Source organism: Streptomyces lasalocidi, from assembly GCF_005280215.1.
In the GTDB taxonomy this organism is placed as follows: domain Bacteria; phylum Actinomycetota; class Actinomycetes; order Streptomycetales; family Streptomycetaceae; genus Streptomyces; species Streptomyces longwoodensis.
Window position 1 is genome coordinate 666833 of record NZ_SZNQ01000001.1, and the last position, 14706, is coordinate 681538.

General features: G+C 75.1%; 20 protein-coding genes. 8 read left to right on the top strand and 12 right to left on the bottom strand.

Annotated features, from left to right (window positions below; translation table 11 throughout):
• Positions 1-207 precede the first annotated feature (207 nt).
• Entirely contained in the window at positions 208-480 is a 273-nt protein-coding gene (locus E4U91_RS02775) for a hypothetical protein (RefSeq protein ID WP_137305036.1), read from the bottom strand.
• Positions 481-678: 198 nt separating this feature from the next.
• Here E4U91_RS02775 and E4U91_RS02780 point away from each other — a divergent pair, with 198 nt between their 5' ends.
• Together E4U91_RS02780 and E4U91_RS02785 are read left to right on the top strand one after the other, a co-directional pair.
• On the top strand, positions 679-1374 hold the full coding sequence (locus E4U91_RS02780) for a hypothetical protein (protein ID WP_241678494.1): 696 nt from the start codon (positions 679-681) through the stop codon (positions 1372-1374).
• Positions 1375-1405: 31 nt separating this feature from the next.
• Positions 1406-1924, top strand: a complete 519-nt coding sequence (locus tag E4U91_RS02785) for a molybdenum cofactor biosysynthesis protein (protein WP_137305037.1) — start codon at positions 1406-1408, stop codon at positions 1922-1924.
• A 49-nt stretch (positions 1925-1973) separates the two neighbouring features.
• Here the strand turns inward: E4U91_RS02785 and E4U91_RS37995 are convergent, their stop codons facing one another.
• The 8 genes from E4U91_RS37995 to E4U91_RS02820 form a co-directional block, all read right to left on the bottom strand.
• On the bottom strand, positions 1974-2144 hold the full coding sequence (locus E4U91_RS37995) for a hypothetical protein (RefSeq protein ID WP_168218057.1): 171 nt from the start codon (positions 2142-2144) through the stop codon (positions 1974-1976).
• Positions 2145-2260: 116 nt separating this feature from the next.
• Entirely contained in the window at positions 2261-3043 is a 783-nt protein-coding gene (locus E4U91_RS02790; protein ID WP_137305038.1) for a metallophosphoesterase family protein, read from the bottom strand.
• Complete coding sequence (locus E4U91_RS02795; protein WP_137305039.1) at positions 3040-3306, bottom strand: hypothetical protein; 267 nt, start codon at positions 3304-3306, stop codon at positions 3040-3042. Before E4U91_RS02795 ends, E4U91_RS02790 begins: the two co-directional genes overlap by 4 nt.
• A complete protein-coding gene (locus E4U91_RS02800) occupies positions 3303-3995 on the bottom strand; it encodes a nucleotidyltransferase family protein (protein WP_137305040.1) in 693 nt (230 codons plus the stop codon). The genes E4U91_RS02795 and E4U91_RS02800 overlap by 4 nt, the downstream gene beginning before the upstream one ends.
• A 114-nt stretch (positions 3996-4109) precedes the next feature.
• Positions 4110-5750, bottom strand: coding sequence for a phosphoglucomutase (alpha-D-glucose-1,6-bisphosphate-dependent) (gene pgm, locus E4U91_RS02805; protein WP_137305041.1), 1641 nt, complete (start codon positions 5748-5750; stop codon positions 4110-4112).
• A 99-nt stretch (positions 5751-5849) separates the two neighbouring features.
• Positions 5850-6122, bottom strand: a complete 273-nt coding sequence (locus tag E4U91_RS02810; protein WP_137305042.1) for a DUF6510 family protein — start codon at positions 6120-6122, stop codon at positions 5850-5852.
• 159 nt (positions 6123-6281) lie between these two features.
• Positions 6282-6995: an FAD-binding oxidoreductase gene (locus E4U91_RS02815; protein WP_137305043.1), complete on the bottom strand. Its 714-nt coding sequence runs from the start codon at positions 6993-6995 to the stop codon at positions 6282-6284.
• Entirely contained in the window at positions 6995-7594 is a 600-nt protein-coding gene (locus E4U91_RS02820) for a molybdopterin-dependent oxidoreductase (protein ID WP_137305044.1), read from the bottom strand. The genes E4U91_RS02815 and E4U91_RS02820 overlap by 1 nt, the downstream gene beginning before the upstream one ends.
• A gap of 157 nt (positions 7595-7751) precedes the next feature.
• Between E4U91_RS02820 and E4U91_RS02825 the strand changes: the two genes are divergently transcribed.
• Together E4U91_RS02825 and E4U91_RS02830 are read left to right on the top strand one after the other, a co-directional pair.
• On the top strand, positions 7752-8888 hold the full coding sequence (locus E4U91_RS02825; protein WP_137305045.1) for an FUSC family protein: 1137 nt from the start codon (positions 7752-7754) through the stop codon (positions 8886-8888).
• A 104-nt stretch (positions 8889-8992) separates the two neighbouring features.
• Complete coding sequence (locus E4U91_RS02830; protein WP_137305046.1) at positions 8993-9466, top strand: hypothetical protein; 474 nt, start codon at positions 8993-8995, stop codon at positions 9464-9466.
• Positions 9467-9511: 45 nt separating this feature from the next.
• Here E4U91_RS02830 and E4U91_RS02835 read toward each other — a convergent pair whose 3' ends face one another.
• Positions 9512-9964, bottom strand: a complete 453-nt coding sequence (locus E4U91_RS02835; protein WP_137305047.1) for a flavodoxin family protein — start codon at positions 9962-9964, stop codon at positions 9512-9514.
• 438 nt (positions 9965-10402) lie between these two features.
• On the opposite strand from E4U91_RS02835, the gene E4U91_RS02840 reads away from it, so the two are divergent.
• Positions 10403-10897: a hypothetical protein gene (locus E4U91_RS02840; RefSeq protein ID WP_137305048.1), complete on the top strand. Its 495-nt coding sequence runs from the start codon at positions 10403-10405 to the stop codon at positions 10895-10897.
• Positions 10898-10933: 36 nt separating this feature from the next.
• On the opposite strand, the gene E4U91_RS02845 is transcribed toward E4U91_RS02840, so the two are convergent.
• Positions 10934-11269, bottom strand: coding sequence for an SCO0607 family lipoprotein (locus E4U91_RS02845; protein ID WP_137310640.1), 336 nt, complete (start codon positions 11267-11269; stop codon positions 10934-10936).
• A 169-nt stretch (positions 11270-11438) separates the two neighbouring features.
• Complete coding sequence (locus E4U91_RS02850; protein WP_137305049.1) at positions 11439-11792, bottom strand: VOC family protein; 354 nt, start codon at positions 11790-11792, stop codon at positions 11439-11441.
• Positions 11793-11917: 125 nt separating this feature from the next.
• Between E4U91_RS02850 and E4U91_RS02855 the strand changes: the two genes are divergently transcribed.
• From E4U91_RS02855 to E4U91_RS02865, 3 genes are read left to right on the top strand one after another with little or no spacing between them, the layout of a single operon-like run.
• Positions 11918-12592 carry a TetR family transcriptional regulator gene (locus E4U91_RS02855; RefSeq protein ID WP_168218058.1) on the top strand — a complete coding sequence of 225 codons (675 nt, stop codon included), beginning with the start codon at positions 11918-11920 and terminating at the stop codon, positions 12590-12592.
• Between the two features lie 7 nt (positions 12593-12599).
• Complete coding sequence (locus tag E4U91_RS02860; protein WP_137305051.1) at positions 12600-13433, top strand: SDR family NAD(P)-dependent oxidoreductase; 834 nt, start codon at positions 12600-12602, stop codon at positions 13431-13433.
• A gap of 25 nt (positions 13434-13458) precedes the next feature.
• A complete protein-coding gene (locus E4U91_RS02865; protein ID WP_137305052.1) occupies positions 13459-14499 on the top strand; it encodes an NAD(P)-dependent alcohol dehydrogenase in 1041 nt (346 codons plus the stop codon).
• Positions 14500-14706 lie beyond the last annotated feature (207 nt).

Consider the following 14706-nt stretch of genomic DNA (forward strand, 5'->3'; position numbering starts at 1 on the left):
GGTGTGCGCACCACGGGTTCTCCAGGGGTGGTGGGGGGTTGGAGGGGGTGGAGCCAAGTCGGTGTCGCGCGGCCCCGTACCGGTGGACCGGTGACGCGGCCGAGCGAACTGACAGGAAGGTTTCCTATCAGCTGACGTGTACACGTGGCACCCCCTCGCGCACAGGTTCGTACGATCGAACAAGCCCGCACCGGTGCGGTACGGCCGTCAGGGCGCGCCCGGTGTGTCCTCCACCCAGTCGAAGCGGCGGGCGTCGGCCGGGCGACGCCGGTAGACGGCACGCCCGCCCGGTCCGTAGCGGCCTATCTCCGTGGTCAGCGCGACCTCGGGGGGCACGGCGTCGGGGCGGCCGGTGACGTCGAGCAGCAGGCCGTCCAGCGGGCCGCCGACGAGCTCGGCGTAGGCGCGGCCCGGGCGGGGGCTCGCGTCGTCGTGGTCGGCGCCGTACACACGGCCGCGCATGAACTCCGTCTCGTCCATGACCAGCAGCCTCGCACGCGCCACTGACAACGGCCCGGCCGATGATCCCGACGGGCGGTCGCGACGGGCGGTCCCCGGCGAGGCCCGGTTCACTTCGGCCAACCCTTGGCCTGATTGCGCCCTCCCGGGGCATCCCGTCGTGCCGATGGGTATCCCGTCCTCACACGAGGGCGTGTCCGGGGGCGGGGGGCGACGCCGATGGCGGGCGGCGACGGACGGGGACCGGAGGGCGGGCGGACGCGTGCCGGGAGCGGCCGCACGACGCGCGCGACGGGGCGGGACGGCCCACGGCTGCGCCAGGTGCTGCCCGCGCTCACCGGACTGGTGGCGGTCGTGTGCGCCGGGACGGCGGGCCTCGCGCTCGCCTGGCGCACCGTCGGCCCGGCGGCGGTGGTGTCCGTCCTCGCCGCGGTCACCGCGACGGCCTTCGTGGCCGGCCGCCGTTTCCGCACGCGCGTGCGGCGCAGCGCGGGGTACTACACCGCGCGCGAGCTGGCCGAACTGGACGTCCCGGCACTGGTCGTGGCGGTGGCCCGGATGCTGCGCCGGGACGGCTGGCGGGTGCTGCCGCCGTCGGAGCACACCGTGCCGCACCTCGCCGCGCGCGACCGGCGCGGCCGGCTGCTCGACGTGGTGTTCCGCCCGGTCGCCGAGCCCCTGCCCGACGAGGAGACGTCCTGCGCGTGCCGCGCGCGGCTCCCGTCGCGGCGGCGGTCCGGGCCGTGGCTGCGGCTGGTCGTGCACCGGGGCACGTTCTCCCACCGGGACGTCGTGTGGGCCTCGCGGCAGGGTCACACGTACCTCGTCGACGGGGCCCGATTACGCCTGTGGGCGGGTGGAACGCCGCTGACGCAGGTGACCGGCCCGGAGCGCGCCCCCGCGGGCGAGGGCTGAGCCTCCCGCTCCCGCCGTCTAGGGTGGGCCCGTGATCCGGGTCGAGGTGGTGCAGCTGCTGGTCTCGCCGGCGCACCGGTACGCCGGGCGCCCGGCCGACGGGCCCTCGGCCGGACCGGAGGACGAGCGCGTGGAGTCGGTGGAGGTGCGCCGCCACCTCGGACTGGTCGGCGACCGCTATTACGCGCGGCCCGCGCACCGCGACGCGTCGGTGACCCTCATGGCCGAGGAGAACCTGCCGCGCGACATCGCCCCCTCGGCGGACCTGCGGCACACCCGCCGCAACGTCCTGCTGCGGGGCGTGGACGTGGACGCGCTGGTCGGCGCCACCGTGGAACTGGACTGCGGCCGCGGCCCGGTGCGGTTCGCGGTGAACCGCCCGGCCCGCCCCTGCGCCTGGATGGACGCCACCCTGGGACCGGGCGCCCAGCGCGCCCTGCGCGGCAAGGGCGGGGTGCGCTGCACCCCACTGTCGGACGGGGTCCTCACGGTGGGCGGGGCCACCTTCCGCGTCGTCCCCGCCGACGACGACGGCCCGGCCGGCGACTGACCGGGAGGCCAGCCGTCCGCCGGGCCGTGGCCCTGTGCGGGGCGCGGGGTCAGTGCTCCTCGAAGTCGCCGGGCTCGATCCCCGCCTCCTGGAGCGCCTCGCGCATCGTGCGGCCCGAGGCACCCTCGGTCGGCGAGCCCTGCTCCTCGGTCTCCTCGGCCGACGTCAGCACCTCGTCGGTCGACTCGGTCCTGGGCCGGTTCTCCTCGGGGACGGTCATCTCGGCACTCCTTCGGGACGGGGTGTGACGTGGTGTCTCGTGCGCCCCGCGAGTACCGCGCGGACCGCTGGTCACACGCGTGGTCCGCGCCCCGCTGCCGGTCCGGTCGGTCCGGTTCAGCCCGGTCGGCCCGCCGACGACGTCGAGGCCGCCCCGGCCGCCGAGCCCGCCCGCTCCTGCGGACGCAGGTGGTAGACGTGGAAGGCCCGTCCGATCACCGGCTGGGCCACGTTGCGCACCTTCACCCCGCCGGTGGTCATGCCGTGCTCGGTGCCCGCGTGGGCATGGCCGTGCACGGCGAGGTCGGCGCCGGCCGTGTCGATCGCCTCCGCGAGCAGGTAGCTGCCCAGGAAGGGGAAGATCTCCAGCGGTTCACCGGCGAGGGTGTCCGGCACGGGCGAGAAGTGGGTGAGCGCCACCCGCACGTCGCAGTCCTGCTCCGCCAGCTCCTGCAACGCCCCGCGCAGGCCGTCGGCGCAGCGCCGGGAGTAGGCGACGAACTCCTTCATGACCGGCTCGCCGAACTCACCGGCGCAGCGGCCCACGAAGCCCCCGCCGAAGCCCTTGGTGCCGGCCACCCCGACCTTGGTGTCCCCGCAGGTCAGCACCGTGCTCTCGCCCTCCAGGACGTGGGCGCCCGCCTCCCGCAGGATCGCGGTGACCTCGTCGGGGTGGCCGTCGTGGTGGTCGTGGTTGCCGAGCACGGCGACGACCGGGACGCCCAGGTCCTTGATCTCCGCGGCGACCACCTCGGCCTCCTCCGGCGTGCCGTGCCGGGTCAGGTCACCGGCCAACAGCAGCAGGTCGGCGCAGTCCGGCAGCGTCTCGAACGACGGCCGCAGCGTGCCCCTGCTGTCGGGGCCCAGGTGGATGTCACCGACGGCAGCGACGCGGATCACGAGACCTCCTCGGCGTGGTCGGGGGCGGAGGCGTCCGCGACGAGGATGTCGCAGTGGACCGGTACGTCCGCGAGTTCGCCGCGGACGAGGCCGCACACGTCGTCGCGGCAGCGGGCGGACGGCACCGTGCCCTCCACCAGGACGGTTCCGCCACGGACGTCCAGCCGCACGCCCAGCTCGCCGAGCGGGCCCGCGGCGAGGGCCTCGCCGAGCCGCGCGACCCGGTAGTCGAGCGGTTCGGCGGGCGCGTCATGGGTGCTCATCGGGACTCCCTCCGCGCGTCGATGATGTCGAGCCGTTCGAGCAGGAACAGGAAGGCGTCCGCCATCGGCTCCTGCCCGCACCGCTCCCGTACGTCGTCCCAGTCGACCTTCTCGCGCAGCACCCGGGCGACCGGGAGCACCGAGCCGAAGTCGCAGTGGTGCTCCCCGAACGCGGCGAGCAGGCTCCACATCAGGTCGGTCGGCGCCAGCACCGGCATCCGCACCGAGTCCACCGACAGTTCGTGCGCCCTGGCGAGCAGGTCAGGGGTCACCGGGCGGTGCGCCAGCTCGAAGATGATGTCGACGTCCTGCCCGAAGCAGGTGGTCTTCACCAGCCAGTCCTCCGGGGGTTCGCGCACCACCAGGCCCGCCTCGCGCAGCGTCTGGGCGACCGCGTCGGCGTCCTCGCGCAGGACGCAGAAGTCGGCGTCGTGCTGGAGCCTGCGCTGGCCGCCCAGGGCGTGCACGGCGACGCTGCCGGCCAGGGCGAAGCGGTGCCCGCCCCGCTTGAGGAGGCTGCCGATCTGCTTGGCCGCCTCCAGGATGGCCTGGGTGCGGTCGGGCGGCAGCTCCTGCGCCGTGGGCCCGGGCCCGGTGGGCGGCACCGGTTCCGGATCGTCCGTGGCCAGGCGCAGTCCCGGTGCCGTCGACCCCCGGGGCAGTTCCGCCCCCTCAGCGCGCTGCGCCATGACCCCTCCGCTTTCTGCCGGTTAGGCCGGGCGGTCGCACCGGCCTTGACAGGGGTCCGGGTACCCGGCGACCGGGTCGTGACACCGCGCCGAGGGGGCGGACGGGGGCGCCGGTCAGCCGCTCAGCGCCGCCAGGACCACGCCCTTGGCCTCCTCCTGCACCCGGGCCAGGTGGTCGGGGCCGAGGAAGGACTCGGCGTAGACCTTGTACACGTCCTCGGTGCCGGAGGGGCGGGCCGCGAACCAGGCGTTGGCGGTCGTGACCTTGATGCCGCCGATGGCGGCGCCGTTGCCCGGGGCCTCGGTGAGCACCGCGGTGACCTCGTCGCCGGCCAGCGAGGTGGCCGTGACCTGCGCGGGCGAGAGCTTGGCGAGCAGGGCCTTCTCCTCGCGGGTGGCCGGGGCGTCGATGCGGGCGTACGCCGGCTCCCCGAAGCGGGAGGTGAGCTCGGCGTAGTGCTCGGAGGGGGTGCGGCCGGTGACCGCGGTGATCTCCGAGGCGAGCAGGGCGAGCAGGATGCCGTCCTTGTCGGTGGTCCACACCGAGCCGTCCCGGCGCAGGAACGACGCGCCGGCGGACTCCTCGCCGCCGAAGCCGATCGTGCCGGAGGCGAGCCCGTCCACGAACCACTTGAACCCGACGGGCACCTCGACGAGGGGCCGGCCCAGGTCGGCGGCCACCCGGTCGATCATCGCGGAGGAGACGAGCGTCTTGCCGACGCCGGTGCCGGCCGGCCACTGGTCGCGGTGGTGGTACAGGTACTGGATGGCGACGGCGAGGTAGTGGTTGGGGTTCATCAGCCCCGCGTCCGGGGTGACGATGCCGTGCCGGTCGGCGTCGGCGTCGTTGCCGGTGGAGATCTGGAAGCGGTCGCGCTGCTCGATCAGCGAGGCCATGGCGTACGGCGACGAGCAGTCCATGCGGATCTTGCCGTCCCAGTCCAGCGTCATGAACCGCCAGGTGGGGTCGGTGTACGGGTTCACCACGGTGAGGTCGAGGCCGTGCTGCTCGGCGATGCGGCCCCAGTAGGCGACCGACGCCCCGCCCAGCGGGTCGGCGCCGATGCGCACGCCGGCGGCGCGCACCGCGTCCAGGTCGAGCACGGCGGGCAGGTCGGCGACGTAGGTGCCGAGGAAGTCGTAGCGGGCGGTGGTGGGGGCGGCGAGGGCCCGGGCGTAGGGCAGGCGCCGTACGTCCTTCAGGCCGCCCTCGATGATCTGGTTCGCGCGGTCCTGGATCCAGGAGGTGGCGTCCGAGGCGGCGGGGCCGCCGCTCGGCGGGTTGTACTTGAAGCCGCCGTCGGCGGGCGGGTTGTGCGACGGCGTGACGACGACGCCGTCGGCGAGGCCCGAGGTGCGCCCGCGGTTGTGGGTCAGGATGGCGTGCGAGACGGCCGGGGTGGGGGTGTAGCCGTCGGCGTCGTCGATGAGGACGGTCACGCCGTTGGCCGCGAACACCTCCAGCGCGGTGACCCGGGCCGGCTCCGACAGGGCGTGGGTGTCGGCGCCGAGGAAGAGGGGGCCGTCGGTGCCCTGCTGCGCCCGGTACTCGCAGATGGCCTGGCTGGTGGCGGCGATGTGGTCCTCGTTGAACGCGCCCGCCAGGGACGAGCCCCGGTGCCCCGAGGTGCCGAAGGCGACCCGCTGACCGGGGTCGGCGGGGTCGGGGTGCAGCGCGTAGTACGCGGTGACCAGCCGGGAGACGTCGACGAGGTCCCCGGGGCCGGCCGGGCTGCCCGCTCGCTCGTGCTGCATGGGTGCGTCCTCCGCTTCGGTGGTGCCGTGGTGTGCCTGCTCTGTCCCTCATCTTCCCCGGCGGGGCCCCCGCGTGCGAGGGTGCCCGCGTGGCGGTGATCACGCCGTCGGGAAGCGGAAGGCCCCGGCGGCCGAGCCCAGCGTCAGCCATGCGTAGCCGTCCTCCCGGACCAGCCGCAGCGCGACGTACGCGCACCCCGGGCAGCGGGCGGTCAGACCCGGTTCGGGGCCGTAGACGTGCAGTTCGGCGAGCGGCCCCGCGCGGGCGCACTCCGGGCAGCGCCACCAGGCCGCGGTGGGCTCGACGGCGAGGATCTCCGACAGCGGCCCGGCGAGGCTGTTGCCGTCGAGGTGGGCGGCGGTGTCGGCCATGGGTCCTCCCGGGGTCGGTCGTGGACGGGGTCGGTCGTGGACGGGGTCGGGTGCGGGCGTGTGGCGCGGGGCGGGCGTGTCGATCGGGGACGGGTCGTGGGCGGGCGTGTGGCGCAGGGGCAGGCGTGTCGATCGGGGACGGGTCGTGGGCGGGCGGGGTCAGCCGAAGCGTTCGGTGCGAATGGTGGCCGGGTCCACGCCGAGGCCGGTCAGCAGGTCGGCGGCCGACTCGACGAACCCGGTGGGCCCGCAGACGTAGGCGGTGCCGTCGGGCCCGAGGGCGGCGGCCGCGGGCGCGAGGTCCCGCGCGGCGATCCGGGCGGGTCCGCGGGGGTCGCCGGGCGGCGCCAGGCGCGTGTACAGCAGGGCGAGGTCGAAGTCGGCGTGCCGGTCCGCCCACTGCTCCCGGTACCAGAGGTCGTCGGGGCTCCGGACCGAGTAGAGCAGCCGGAGCGGGCCGCGCGGCGCCGCCGTCCGGTGGGCGCGGACCATCGACACCAGCGGGACGACGCCCGCTCCCCCGGCGACCAGCAGTACCGGGGCGACCGCTCCCGGCCGCCGGACGAACCAGTTGCCGAGCGGTCCGCGCACCTCGACGAGGGCGTCCACCGGCAGGACGTCGGCGAGGTAGGGCGAGACCTCCCCGCCGGGCACCGACTGCACGCCGAGCTCGACGCGCTCGCCGTCGGCCGGCGCGGCGAGCGAGTAGCTGCGCACGGCCCGGTACCCGTCGGCGGCGGTGAGCCGGACGTCGACGTGCTGGCCGGGCAGGTGGCCGGGCCAGCCGGGCACGGAGAACACCAGGGTGCGGGCGGTGGGCGTCTGCGGGCTGCGCTCCAGCAGCCGGGCCGGGCGCCACGGGATCGGGCGCATCAGTCCCCCCAGGTGCGCTGCTCGCGCCACGGGTCGCCGTGGTCGTGGTAGCCGGCGCCCTCCCAGAAGCCGGGCTCGTCCTCGTGCGTGAGCCGCAGCCCGCGCACCCACTTGGCGGACTTCCAGAAGTACAGGTGCGGCACGAGCAGCCGGGCGGGGCCGCCGTGTTCCGGCGACAGCGGGTAGCCGTCGTAGCTGTGGACGAGCCAGGCGCGGCCGTCGCGGAGGTCCTGGAGCGGCAGGTTGGTGGTGTAACCGCCGTAGCTGGTCACCACGGCGAAGTCGGCGCTCGTGTCGACGTCCGCCAGGAAGACGTCGAGCGGGACGCCCCGCCAGTGGGTGTCGAACTTCGTCCAGCGGGTCACGCAGTGGATGTCGTGGACGGTCTCCTCCTGCGGCAGCGCCATCATCTGCTCCCACGACCAGCGGTGGATGGCGCCGCGCTCGGTGGTGACCGTGAACTCCCACGTCGCGGTCGGCACCTTCGGCGTCGGGCCCGCCGACAGCACGGGGAACTGCTCGGTCGGGTACTGGCCGGGCGGCAGCCGGTCCGCCGGGTGGCGGCCGCGGCCCTGGAAGCCGGGCGAGAAGGAGGTCACGACGTCCTCTCCAGCTCTTCAGGAACCCCGGGGCCGGATCCCCGGGTCCGGTGGGGCTCGGCCACCAGTGTCGGGCGGCGCGGCAGGACGCACCAGTCGAGACCGAACACACAGGCATCCGTCGGCCCACCTGTGGCACTTGGTCGGGATGGATCGGATGGAACAAGCGCGGAAGGCGGCGCACGGCACGGTACGGCGTGTGGAGGCGGGCCTCGGGCCCCTGCGGCGGGCCTGGGCCGGGCCCGGACGCGAGCGGGACCTGGTGGCGCAGTCCCTCAAAGCGGCGCTGGCCGCGTGGGTGGCCTGGGCGGTCGCGGGGTGGTGGCTCCAGGCGCCGGTGGCGTTCGTCGCGCCGTGGGTGGCGGTCGTGCTGGTCGAGTCGACGGTGTACCGCTCGATCGCGCACGGACTCCAGCAGCTCGGCGCGATCGCCGTGGGCACCGTCATGGCCACCCTCGTCGGCCTGGTGCTGCCGCCGACGGTCGCCCTGGCGCTCGTCCTGCCCGTCGCCGTGCTGCTGGGCAGCTGGCGGCGCCTCGGCAGCCAGGGCATCTACGCAGCCACCGGCGCGCTGTTCGTGCTGACCGGCGGCCCGGTCGGCCTGGCCACCTCGGCGGCCCGGATCGGGGAGGCGGCCTTCGGGGCGCTGGTGGGCATCGCGGTGAACGCGCTGGTGCGGCCCCCGCTGTACCTGCGCGACGCGCGCGCCTCGCTGCGGGACGCGACCCACGAGGCGCACGACATCCTGACCGCGGTCGCCGACGGCATGGAGCGCGGCGAGTGGAGCGCCGACGACGCCCACGAGTGGCACGACCGGGCGCTGAGGCTCGGTCGCCTGGTCGAGCAGGCGCGCGCCGCGATCGGCCACGGCCGGGAGAGCGCCCGGGCCAACCCGCGGCGCCGCACGGTCGCCGCGCAGGGCGACGGCCACGACGACGCGCTGGTGGTGCTGGACTACGCCGCCGTGCACACCGCCGGGGTCACCCGGACCGTCCTGGAGGCGACCGAACGCGACCACCGCGAGGAGTGGCCCCGGCGGACGGTCGCCGGATACTACGCCGCGTTCCTGCGCCGCACCGCCGAAGCGCTGCGGCTGTACAGCGCGACCCGGTTCGGGCAGGGCGACGAGGAGCGGCTGGAGCAGGTCGTGGAGGAGCTGCGCCGCACGCTGGAGGAACTGCGGGTGCGGCTGCCCGGGGTGCTCACCGACGACCCCGAGGACGTCGCGTCCTACGGTTCCCTGCTGGCCCAGGCACGCCGCCTGGCGGACCAGCTGGTGCCGCTGGGCGGCTGATCGGCGGCCCGGTGTTGGTCCGTGCGAGTGGTGCGGTCCGGGTGGCGGTCGTAGCGTCGAGAGGGGAGCCACGCGGGGGCGCGATCGCGGAACCGGGAGTCGACATGGCTGGACACAGGACGAGGACGACCCTGGCGGCCTGCGCCGCACTGTCACTGGCGGCCCTCGCGGGCGTCGCCACCGCCCCGCCGGGCAACGCCGCGGCCGGCGAGCGGACGGTGGCCGTGGCCCGCAAGGCGCCGCTGCCCGTCCTCGTCGACTGCTTCGACAAGGCCCGGGTGCGCCCGGCGGACTTCGTCCTGGCCTGCGGCGACGGCAACAGCCGCCTGGTCTCGCTGCACTGGTCGCAGTGGAACGCGCGCAAGGCGGTGGGCCAGGGCGTGAACGTGGTCAACGACTGCAAGCCCTACTGCGCGGCGGGCACCTTCCGCTCGTACCCGGTGAAGGTACGCCTGGACCGCGCCGCCTCCTGGACGAAGCATCCCGGGGTGCCCCACTACACGCGGCTGACCCTGGTCTACCCCGACGGGCGGCCCGCGGGGTACCGGCCGGTGATGACGTTCCAGCTCTGGAACTGACCCGGCGGGCGGGAGCGGCCGGGAGAGCGGGCGGTCCGGGGACCCTCAGTCCATCAGGCCGGCGGCCAGCGTCGCGCCCAGCTCCCAGCACGCCTCGGTGTCGGCCTTGCCCGGCTCCCCGGTGGCGGTGACGGGCTCGGCGGCGCGCCGCCAGGCCAGGCCGGTGGTGATCGCCTCGATGCCGCGCACGGCGCCGGTGACGTCGTTGCCGCCGTGCACCCAGTAGCCGAAGGGACGGCCGCGGGTGGCGTCCAGGCACGGGTAGTAGACCTGGTCGAAGAAATGCTTGAGCGCTCCGGACATGTAGCCGAGGTTCGCCGGGGTGCCGAGCAGGTAACCGTCGGCGGCCAGGACGTCGGAGGCGGTGGCCGCCAGGGCGGCGCGCCGCTCGACACGCACGCCGTCGATCTCCGGCGCGGTCGCGCCCGAGACGACCGCCTCGAACAGCGCCTGGCAGTTGGGCGAGGGCGTGTGATGCACGATCAGCAAGGTGGCCACGGCACGGAACCCTGCCCGCCGGGGGCGCGGGACGCAACCGGCACGGAGGGCGCGGGGCGCGGTCGACACGGAGGGCGCGGGGCGCGGTCGACACGGAGGGCGCGGGGCGCAACCGGCACGGCGGGTACGGAGCCCAACCGCACTGCGGGTACGGAGCACGACCGGCACAAGGGCGCGCGGGACGCGACCGGCGCCGTGCGCGCGACAAGGCTCCGGCGTGTGCAGCGCACGCCCCCCGCACGGGTGACGGTCACCGAACGCGGGGGCGAAAGCCGAACGGAACAGGGCAGAACGCCAGCCCTCGCCACCCCTTCCGCCACCCGGAAATATCCACCAGCATGCATATGCCGGGTCGCCGAGCGGCCGGGGGCGCGTACCCGGCGATCGTCCGCGGCCCGCGTGCGGCCGCGCCCCAGGGACCTCACACGGAGCCGGAACATGAGCGATGCAGGGTGGATGCGCGGCGTGGAGTGGCTGGCCGCGGCGGCGACGGACCCCCGGGCCTGCAAGCGCGACTGGGACCAGGGGAACGGGGTCGCCCTGCTGCGGGCGGGCCGGTTCTGGGACGTGCTGAGCGTGCCCGACCGGCTGGGACTGCTCACCTTGGACCTGCTGTGGCAGCCCTCGCTGCCGGTGCCGGGCCCGACGCTGGTCGACACCGCCGCGCACCGGGTGGGGTTCTTCCTGCCGCCCGACCCGGACAGCCGGTGGATCGGGGCGGGGGTGCGGCACGCGCGCCGGGGCGCCTGGGTCGCCGTACCGCCGCCGTACCGGCCGGCCCGCTCCCTGGAGTGGCTCGTGCCGCCGGACGGGAGCGGGGCGCTGCACCGGCCCTCGACGCTGGAGCTGGCGCTCCGCCAGGCCAACGGCAGCCTCGCCGTGTGGACGCCCTCTTCCCGGCGCGGGGCGGAACTCCCGCAGCCCGGGACGTGACGGGGACGGAGTGACCCCACGGGCGGGTCGTGCGGGTCAGTTCGCGGGGGCGTCGACGACTCGGCCGTTCTCGTCGACGGTGTGGGTGCGCCAGTATGTGTCCCACTTGTCGTCGACCTCCTGCGGCACCTTGCCCCGCGGGTACTTCACGTACCCCGCCGGGGGCGCCTCCCCGTCGGGGACGCAGGTGGAACCGGTCGTGCCCACGTTCAGCGCGGGGTACTCGCCGTCGGAGCAGATGTGCTCCCGGTACTCGAACCCGGCGCAGCCGGTCAGCGCCACGAGGGCCGCCGCGCTCGCGAGGACGGCGGCGACGGCACGGACCGTGCCGGTACGAGGAGCGGCGGCGGTGTGGGGCGCGCGGCGGGACATCCGCATGGTCTTCTCCAGTCGTTCGGTGTGCCTCCACGATCGCCTCGCGGAGGTCCCGAAGCCCTGAGTACGCGTACTCAGGATGCATCGACCGGAACACCCAACCCTTCCGAGTACCAGGAGAGTTGGGGCAGCAGGTGGGTCGGTCGTCAGGGCGGTCCGCACCGGCTCAGGCGGGCTGCCACAGCTCGATCCTGTTGCCCTCGGGATCGGTGACCCAGCCGAACCGGCCGACCCCCTCCACGTCCTGCGTCTCCTCGGCCACGTCCGCGCCCTTGGCGCGCAACTGCGCGAGCATCGCGTCCAGATCGGCGACCCGGAAGTTGAGCATCGTCTGCTGGGCGGGGGACCCGAAGTAGTCGGTCCCGGACTCGAACGCGGCGAACACCGTCGGCCCGGCCGCCTGGTGCCACAGGCCGTGCTCGTCGGCGTCCAGGCCCAGGCAGTCCCGGTACCACGCGGTCAGAGCCCCGGGGTCGGCCGCCCGCAGGAAGTAGCCACCGATTCCACGTACGCGTTCCATGCCGTCACCCTGTCAGAACAGCGCCGTGCTCATGAAGCCGATCCGCATCCGCCGGGCCGTCCCATTGAAATGTCCCATAGGGACACATGTCCCACTGGGACATTTCGAGGTGTAGCCTCGGAGGCATGAAGGAACCGCAGCCCCCCGCCCACGCCGCCGAGGACCGGCGGCAGCGCAAGGCGCGGCAGACGCGCGGCGCACTGGCCGCCGCCGCCCTCCAGCTGATCCTGGAGCACGGGCTCGCCGCCACCACGGTCGAGGCGATCGCGGACCGCGCCGACGTCACGCGCCGCACCTTCAGCCGGTACTTCACCGGCAAGGAGGACGCCGCCCTGGACTTCGTGCGGGGCGACGGCAACCGCATCAACGCCCTGTTGCGCGCCCGGCCGGCCGGCGAACCGCCCCTGCTCGCCTACCGCCGCGCCGTGCGCCTCTGGCTGGACGACCGCGAGAACCCCGCCTGGCACGTCCGGCCCGAGATGCGCCGGCTGCTGGCCCTGCTGGACCGCGAGCCCGCCCTGTTCGCCGCCTACGAGCGCATCCGTGTCGACGCCCAGGAGGACTCGATCCGCATCGTCGCCGAACGCCTCGGCACCGACGACGTCCGGGACGTGCGCCCGGCCGTCGTGGTGGACGCGGCGGCCGGCGTCCTCACCGCCGCGCTGCGCCTGTGGGCGCGTCGCGCGGACGGCGACCACGACTCGGGAGCCGCAGACCTCGCCGCCCTGGTGGAGCGGGCCTACGACGCCCTGATCGGGGAGGCCGCGGCCGCGGTCTCCCCCGGCACTACCGAACAGTGAGAGCACCATGAGCACCACCCCCGCCTCCCCCACCGGCCCGGCCTCCCCCACCGGCCCCACCGCCTCCGCGTCCGGCCTGCCCGACCCCGCCGCCGAGTTCGCCGGGAGGACCGCCCTGGTCACCGGCGCCGCCTCCGGCATCGGCCTGGCCACCGCGCGCCGCCTCGGCGCGGGCGGCGCCAGGGTCGTCCTCGCCGACTTCAACGAGGAGGGCGCCGAGAAGGCCGCCGCCGACCTCAGGGCGGAGGGCGTCGAGGCCGCCGCCGTCGCCGTGGACGTGACCCGGCCGGAGTCCGTCGAGGCGGCCGTGCGGTTCGGCGTCGACACCTTCGGCGGCCTGGACCTCGCGGTGAACAACGCCGGCATCGGCGGCCCGAGCGCGCCCACCGGGGAGTACGACATCGCCGCGTACGACCGGGTCGTGCGCACCAACCTGGACGGCGTCTTCTACTCCCTGCGCCACGAACTGCCCGCGATCGAGGCGGCCGGCCGGGGCGGCGCCATCGTCAACGTGGCCTCCATCCTCGGCTCCGTCGCCTTCGCCGGCTCCCCCGCCTACGTCGCCGCAAAGCACGGCGTCGTCGGCCTGACCAAGAGCGCCGCCGCCGAGTACGCGGCGAAGGGCATCCGCGTCAACGCGGTGGGCCCCGGCTTCATCGAGACCCCGCTGCTCAAGGGCATGGACCGGGCCGCCTACGACGGACTCGTCGGGCTGCACCCGGCCGGGCGCCTCGGCCGGCCGGAGGAGGTCGCCGAGCTCATCGTCTTCCTGCTGTCGGACCGCGCCTCCTTCGTGGCCGGCAGCTACCACCTGGTCGACGGCGCCTACACGGCCGTCTGAGCGAGCCGAGGAGGAGGAGAACACCATGAAGGCACTCCAGTACCGCACGATCGGCGCACCCCCCGAGGTCGTCACCGTCCCCGACCCCGAACCGGGGCCCGGACAGGTCCTGTTGGAGGTGACCGCGGCCGGCGTCTGCCACTCCGACATCGCGGTGATGGGCTGGCCCGCCGAGGGCTTCCCCTACGAACTGCCGCTCACCCTCGGCCACGAGGGCGTCGGCACGGTCGCCGCGCTTGGCGCCGGCGTGACCGGCGTGCGCGAGGGCGACGCGGTCGCCGTCTACGGGCCCTGGGGCTGCGGCACCTGCGCCAAGTGCGCGGAGGGCAAGGAGAACTACTGCCTGCGGGCCGAGGCCCTGGGCATCCACCCGCCGGGGCTCGGCAGGCCGGGCTCGATGGCCGAGTACCTGCTCGTGGACGACCCGCGCCACCTGGTGCCGCTGGACGGGCTCGACCCGGTGGCCGCCGTCCCGCTGACCGACGCCGGGCTCACCCCGTACCACGCGATCAAGCGGGCGCTGCCCGCGCTGGTGCCGGGCAGCACGGCGGTCGTCATCGGCGCCGGCGGGCTCGGTCACGTGGCGATCCAGCTGCTGCGCGCACTGAGCCCGGCCCGGGTGGTCGCGCTCGACGTCAGCGAGGACAAGCTGCGCCTGGCCCGCGAGGTCGGCGCCCACGAGACGGTGCTGTCCGACGCGTCGGCGGCCGGCGCGGTCCGTGAACTGACCGGCGGGCTGGGTGCGCAGGCGGTGTTCGACTTCGTCGGCGCCGAGCCCACCGTGCGCACCGCCGGCGCCGTGGCCGCCGTCGAGGGCGAGGTCGCCATCGTCGGGATCGGCGGAGGGGCCCTGCCGGTCGGATTCGGTCACCTGCCGTTCGAGGTGTCGGTCCACGCCCCCTACTGGGGCAGCCGCGGCGAGCTGATCGAGGTGCTGGCGCTGGCCCGGGCCGGTGCGGTGTCGGTGCACACGGAGACGTTCTCGCTGGACGACGCGCCGCTCGCGTACGAGCGGCTGCACGCCGGAGCGGTCAACGGCCGTGCGGTGATCCTGCCGAACGGCTGACGCCCCAGGAGGCGGCGTTTTCCGGGCAGCTCAACTCGCCCGCCCCGTACGGCAATTCCGACAGTCGACGCAGAAGCGAACAGAAGACGGGCGGATTCGGAGCGAAGTGCCGGGCGACCGTGCGAGACCGGTCGATGACGGTGTGTACTGTGCTCCGGAGCGCCCGTCCGACGGGCCCCGCGCCCTTGCCTGCCCGACTCCCGACCG

Excerpts from the sequence above, each read along its gene's own strand:
- E4U91_RS02850 (WP_137305049.1), bottom strand. The coding sequence starts at position 11,792 with ATGGAACGCGTACGTGGAATCGGTGGCTACTTCCTGCGGGCGGCCGAC.
- E4U91_RS02815 (WP_137305043.1), bottom strand. The coding sequence starts at position 6,995 with ATGCGCCCGATCCCGTGGCGCCCGGCCCGGCTGCTGGAGCGCAGCCCG.
- E4U91_RS02845 (WP_137310640.1), bottom strand. The coding sequence starts at position 11,269 with ATGTCCCGCCGCGCGCCCCACACCGCCGCCGCTCCTCGTACCGGCACG.
- E4U91_RS02810 (WP_137305042.1), bottom strand. The coding sequence starts at position 6,122 with ATGGCCGACACCGCCGCCCACCTCGACGGCAACAGCCTCGCCGGGCCG.
- E4U91_RS02840 (WP_137305048.1), top strand. The coding sequence starts at position 10,403 with ATGAGCGATGCAGGGTGGATGCGCGGCGTGGAGTGGCTGGCCGCGGCG.
- E4U91_RS02800 (WP_137305040.1), bottom strand. The coding sequence starts at position 3,995 with ATGGCGCAGCGCGCTGAGGGGGCGGAACTGCCCCGGGGGTCGACGGCA.
- E4U91_RS37995 (WP_168218057.1), bottom strand. The coding sequence starts at position 2,144 with ATGACCGTCCCCGAGGAGAACCGGCCCAGGACCGAGTCGACCGACGAG.
- E4U91_RS02825 (WP_137305045.1), top strand. The coding sequence starts at position 7,752 with ATGGAACAAGCGCGGAAGGCGGCGCACGGCACGGTACGGCGTGTGGAG.
- E4U91_RS02780 (WP_241678494.1), top strand. The coding sequence starts at position 679 with ATGGCGGGCGGCGACGGACGGGGACCGGAGGGCGGGCGGACGCGTGCC.
- pgm (WP_137305041.1), bottom strand. The coding sequence starts at position 5,750 with ATGCAGCACGAGCGAGCGGGCAGCCCGGCCGGCCCCGGGGACCTCGTC.
- E4U91_RS02865 (WP_137305052.1), top strand. The coding sequence starts at position 13,459 with ATGAAGGCACTCCAGTACCGCACGATCGGCGCACCCCCCGAGGTCGTC.
- E4U91_RS02830 (WP_137305046.1), top strand. The coding sequence starts at position 8,993 with ATGGCTGGACACAGGACGAGGACGACCCTGGCGGCCTGCGCCGCACTG.
- E4U91_RS02795 (WP_137305039.1), bottom strand. The coding sequence starts at position 3,306 with ATGAGCACCCATGACGCGCCCGCCGAACCGCTCGACTACCGGGTCGCG.
- E4U91_RS02860 (WP_137305051.1), top strand. The coding sequence starts at position 12,600 with ATGAGCACCACCCCCGCCTCCCCCACCGGCCCGGCCTCCCCCACCGGC.
- E4U91_RS02775 (WP_137305036.1), bottom strand. The coding sequence starts at position 480 with ATGGACGAGACGGAGTTCATGCGCGGCCGTGTGTACGGCGCCGACCAC.
- E4U91_RS02855 (WP_168218058.1), top strand. The coding sequence starts at position 11,918 with ATGAAGGAACCGCAGCCCCCCGCCCACGCCGCCGAGGACCGGCGGCAG.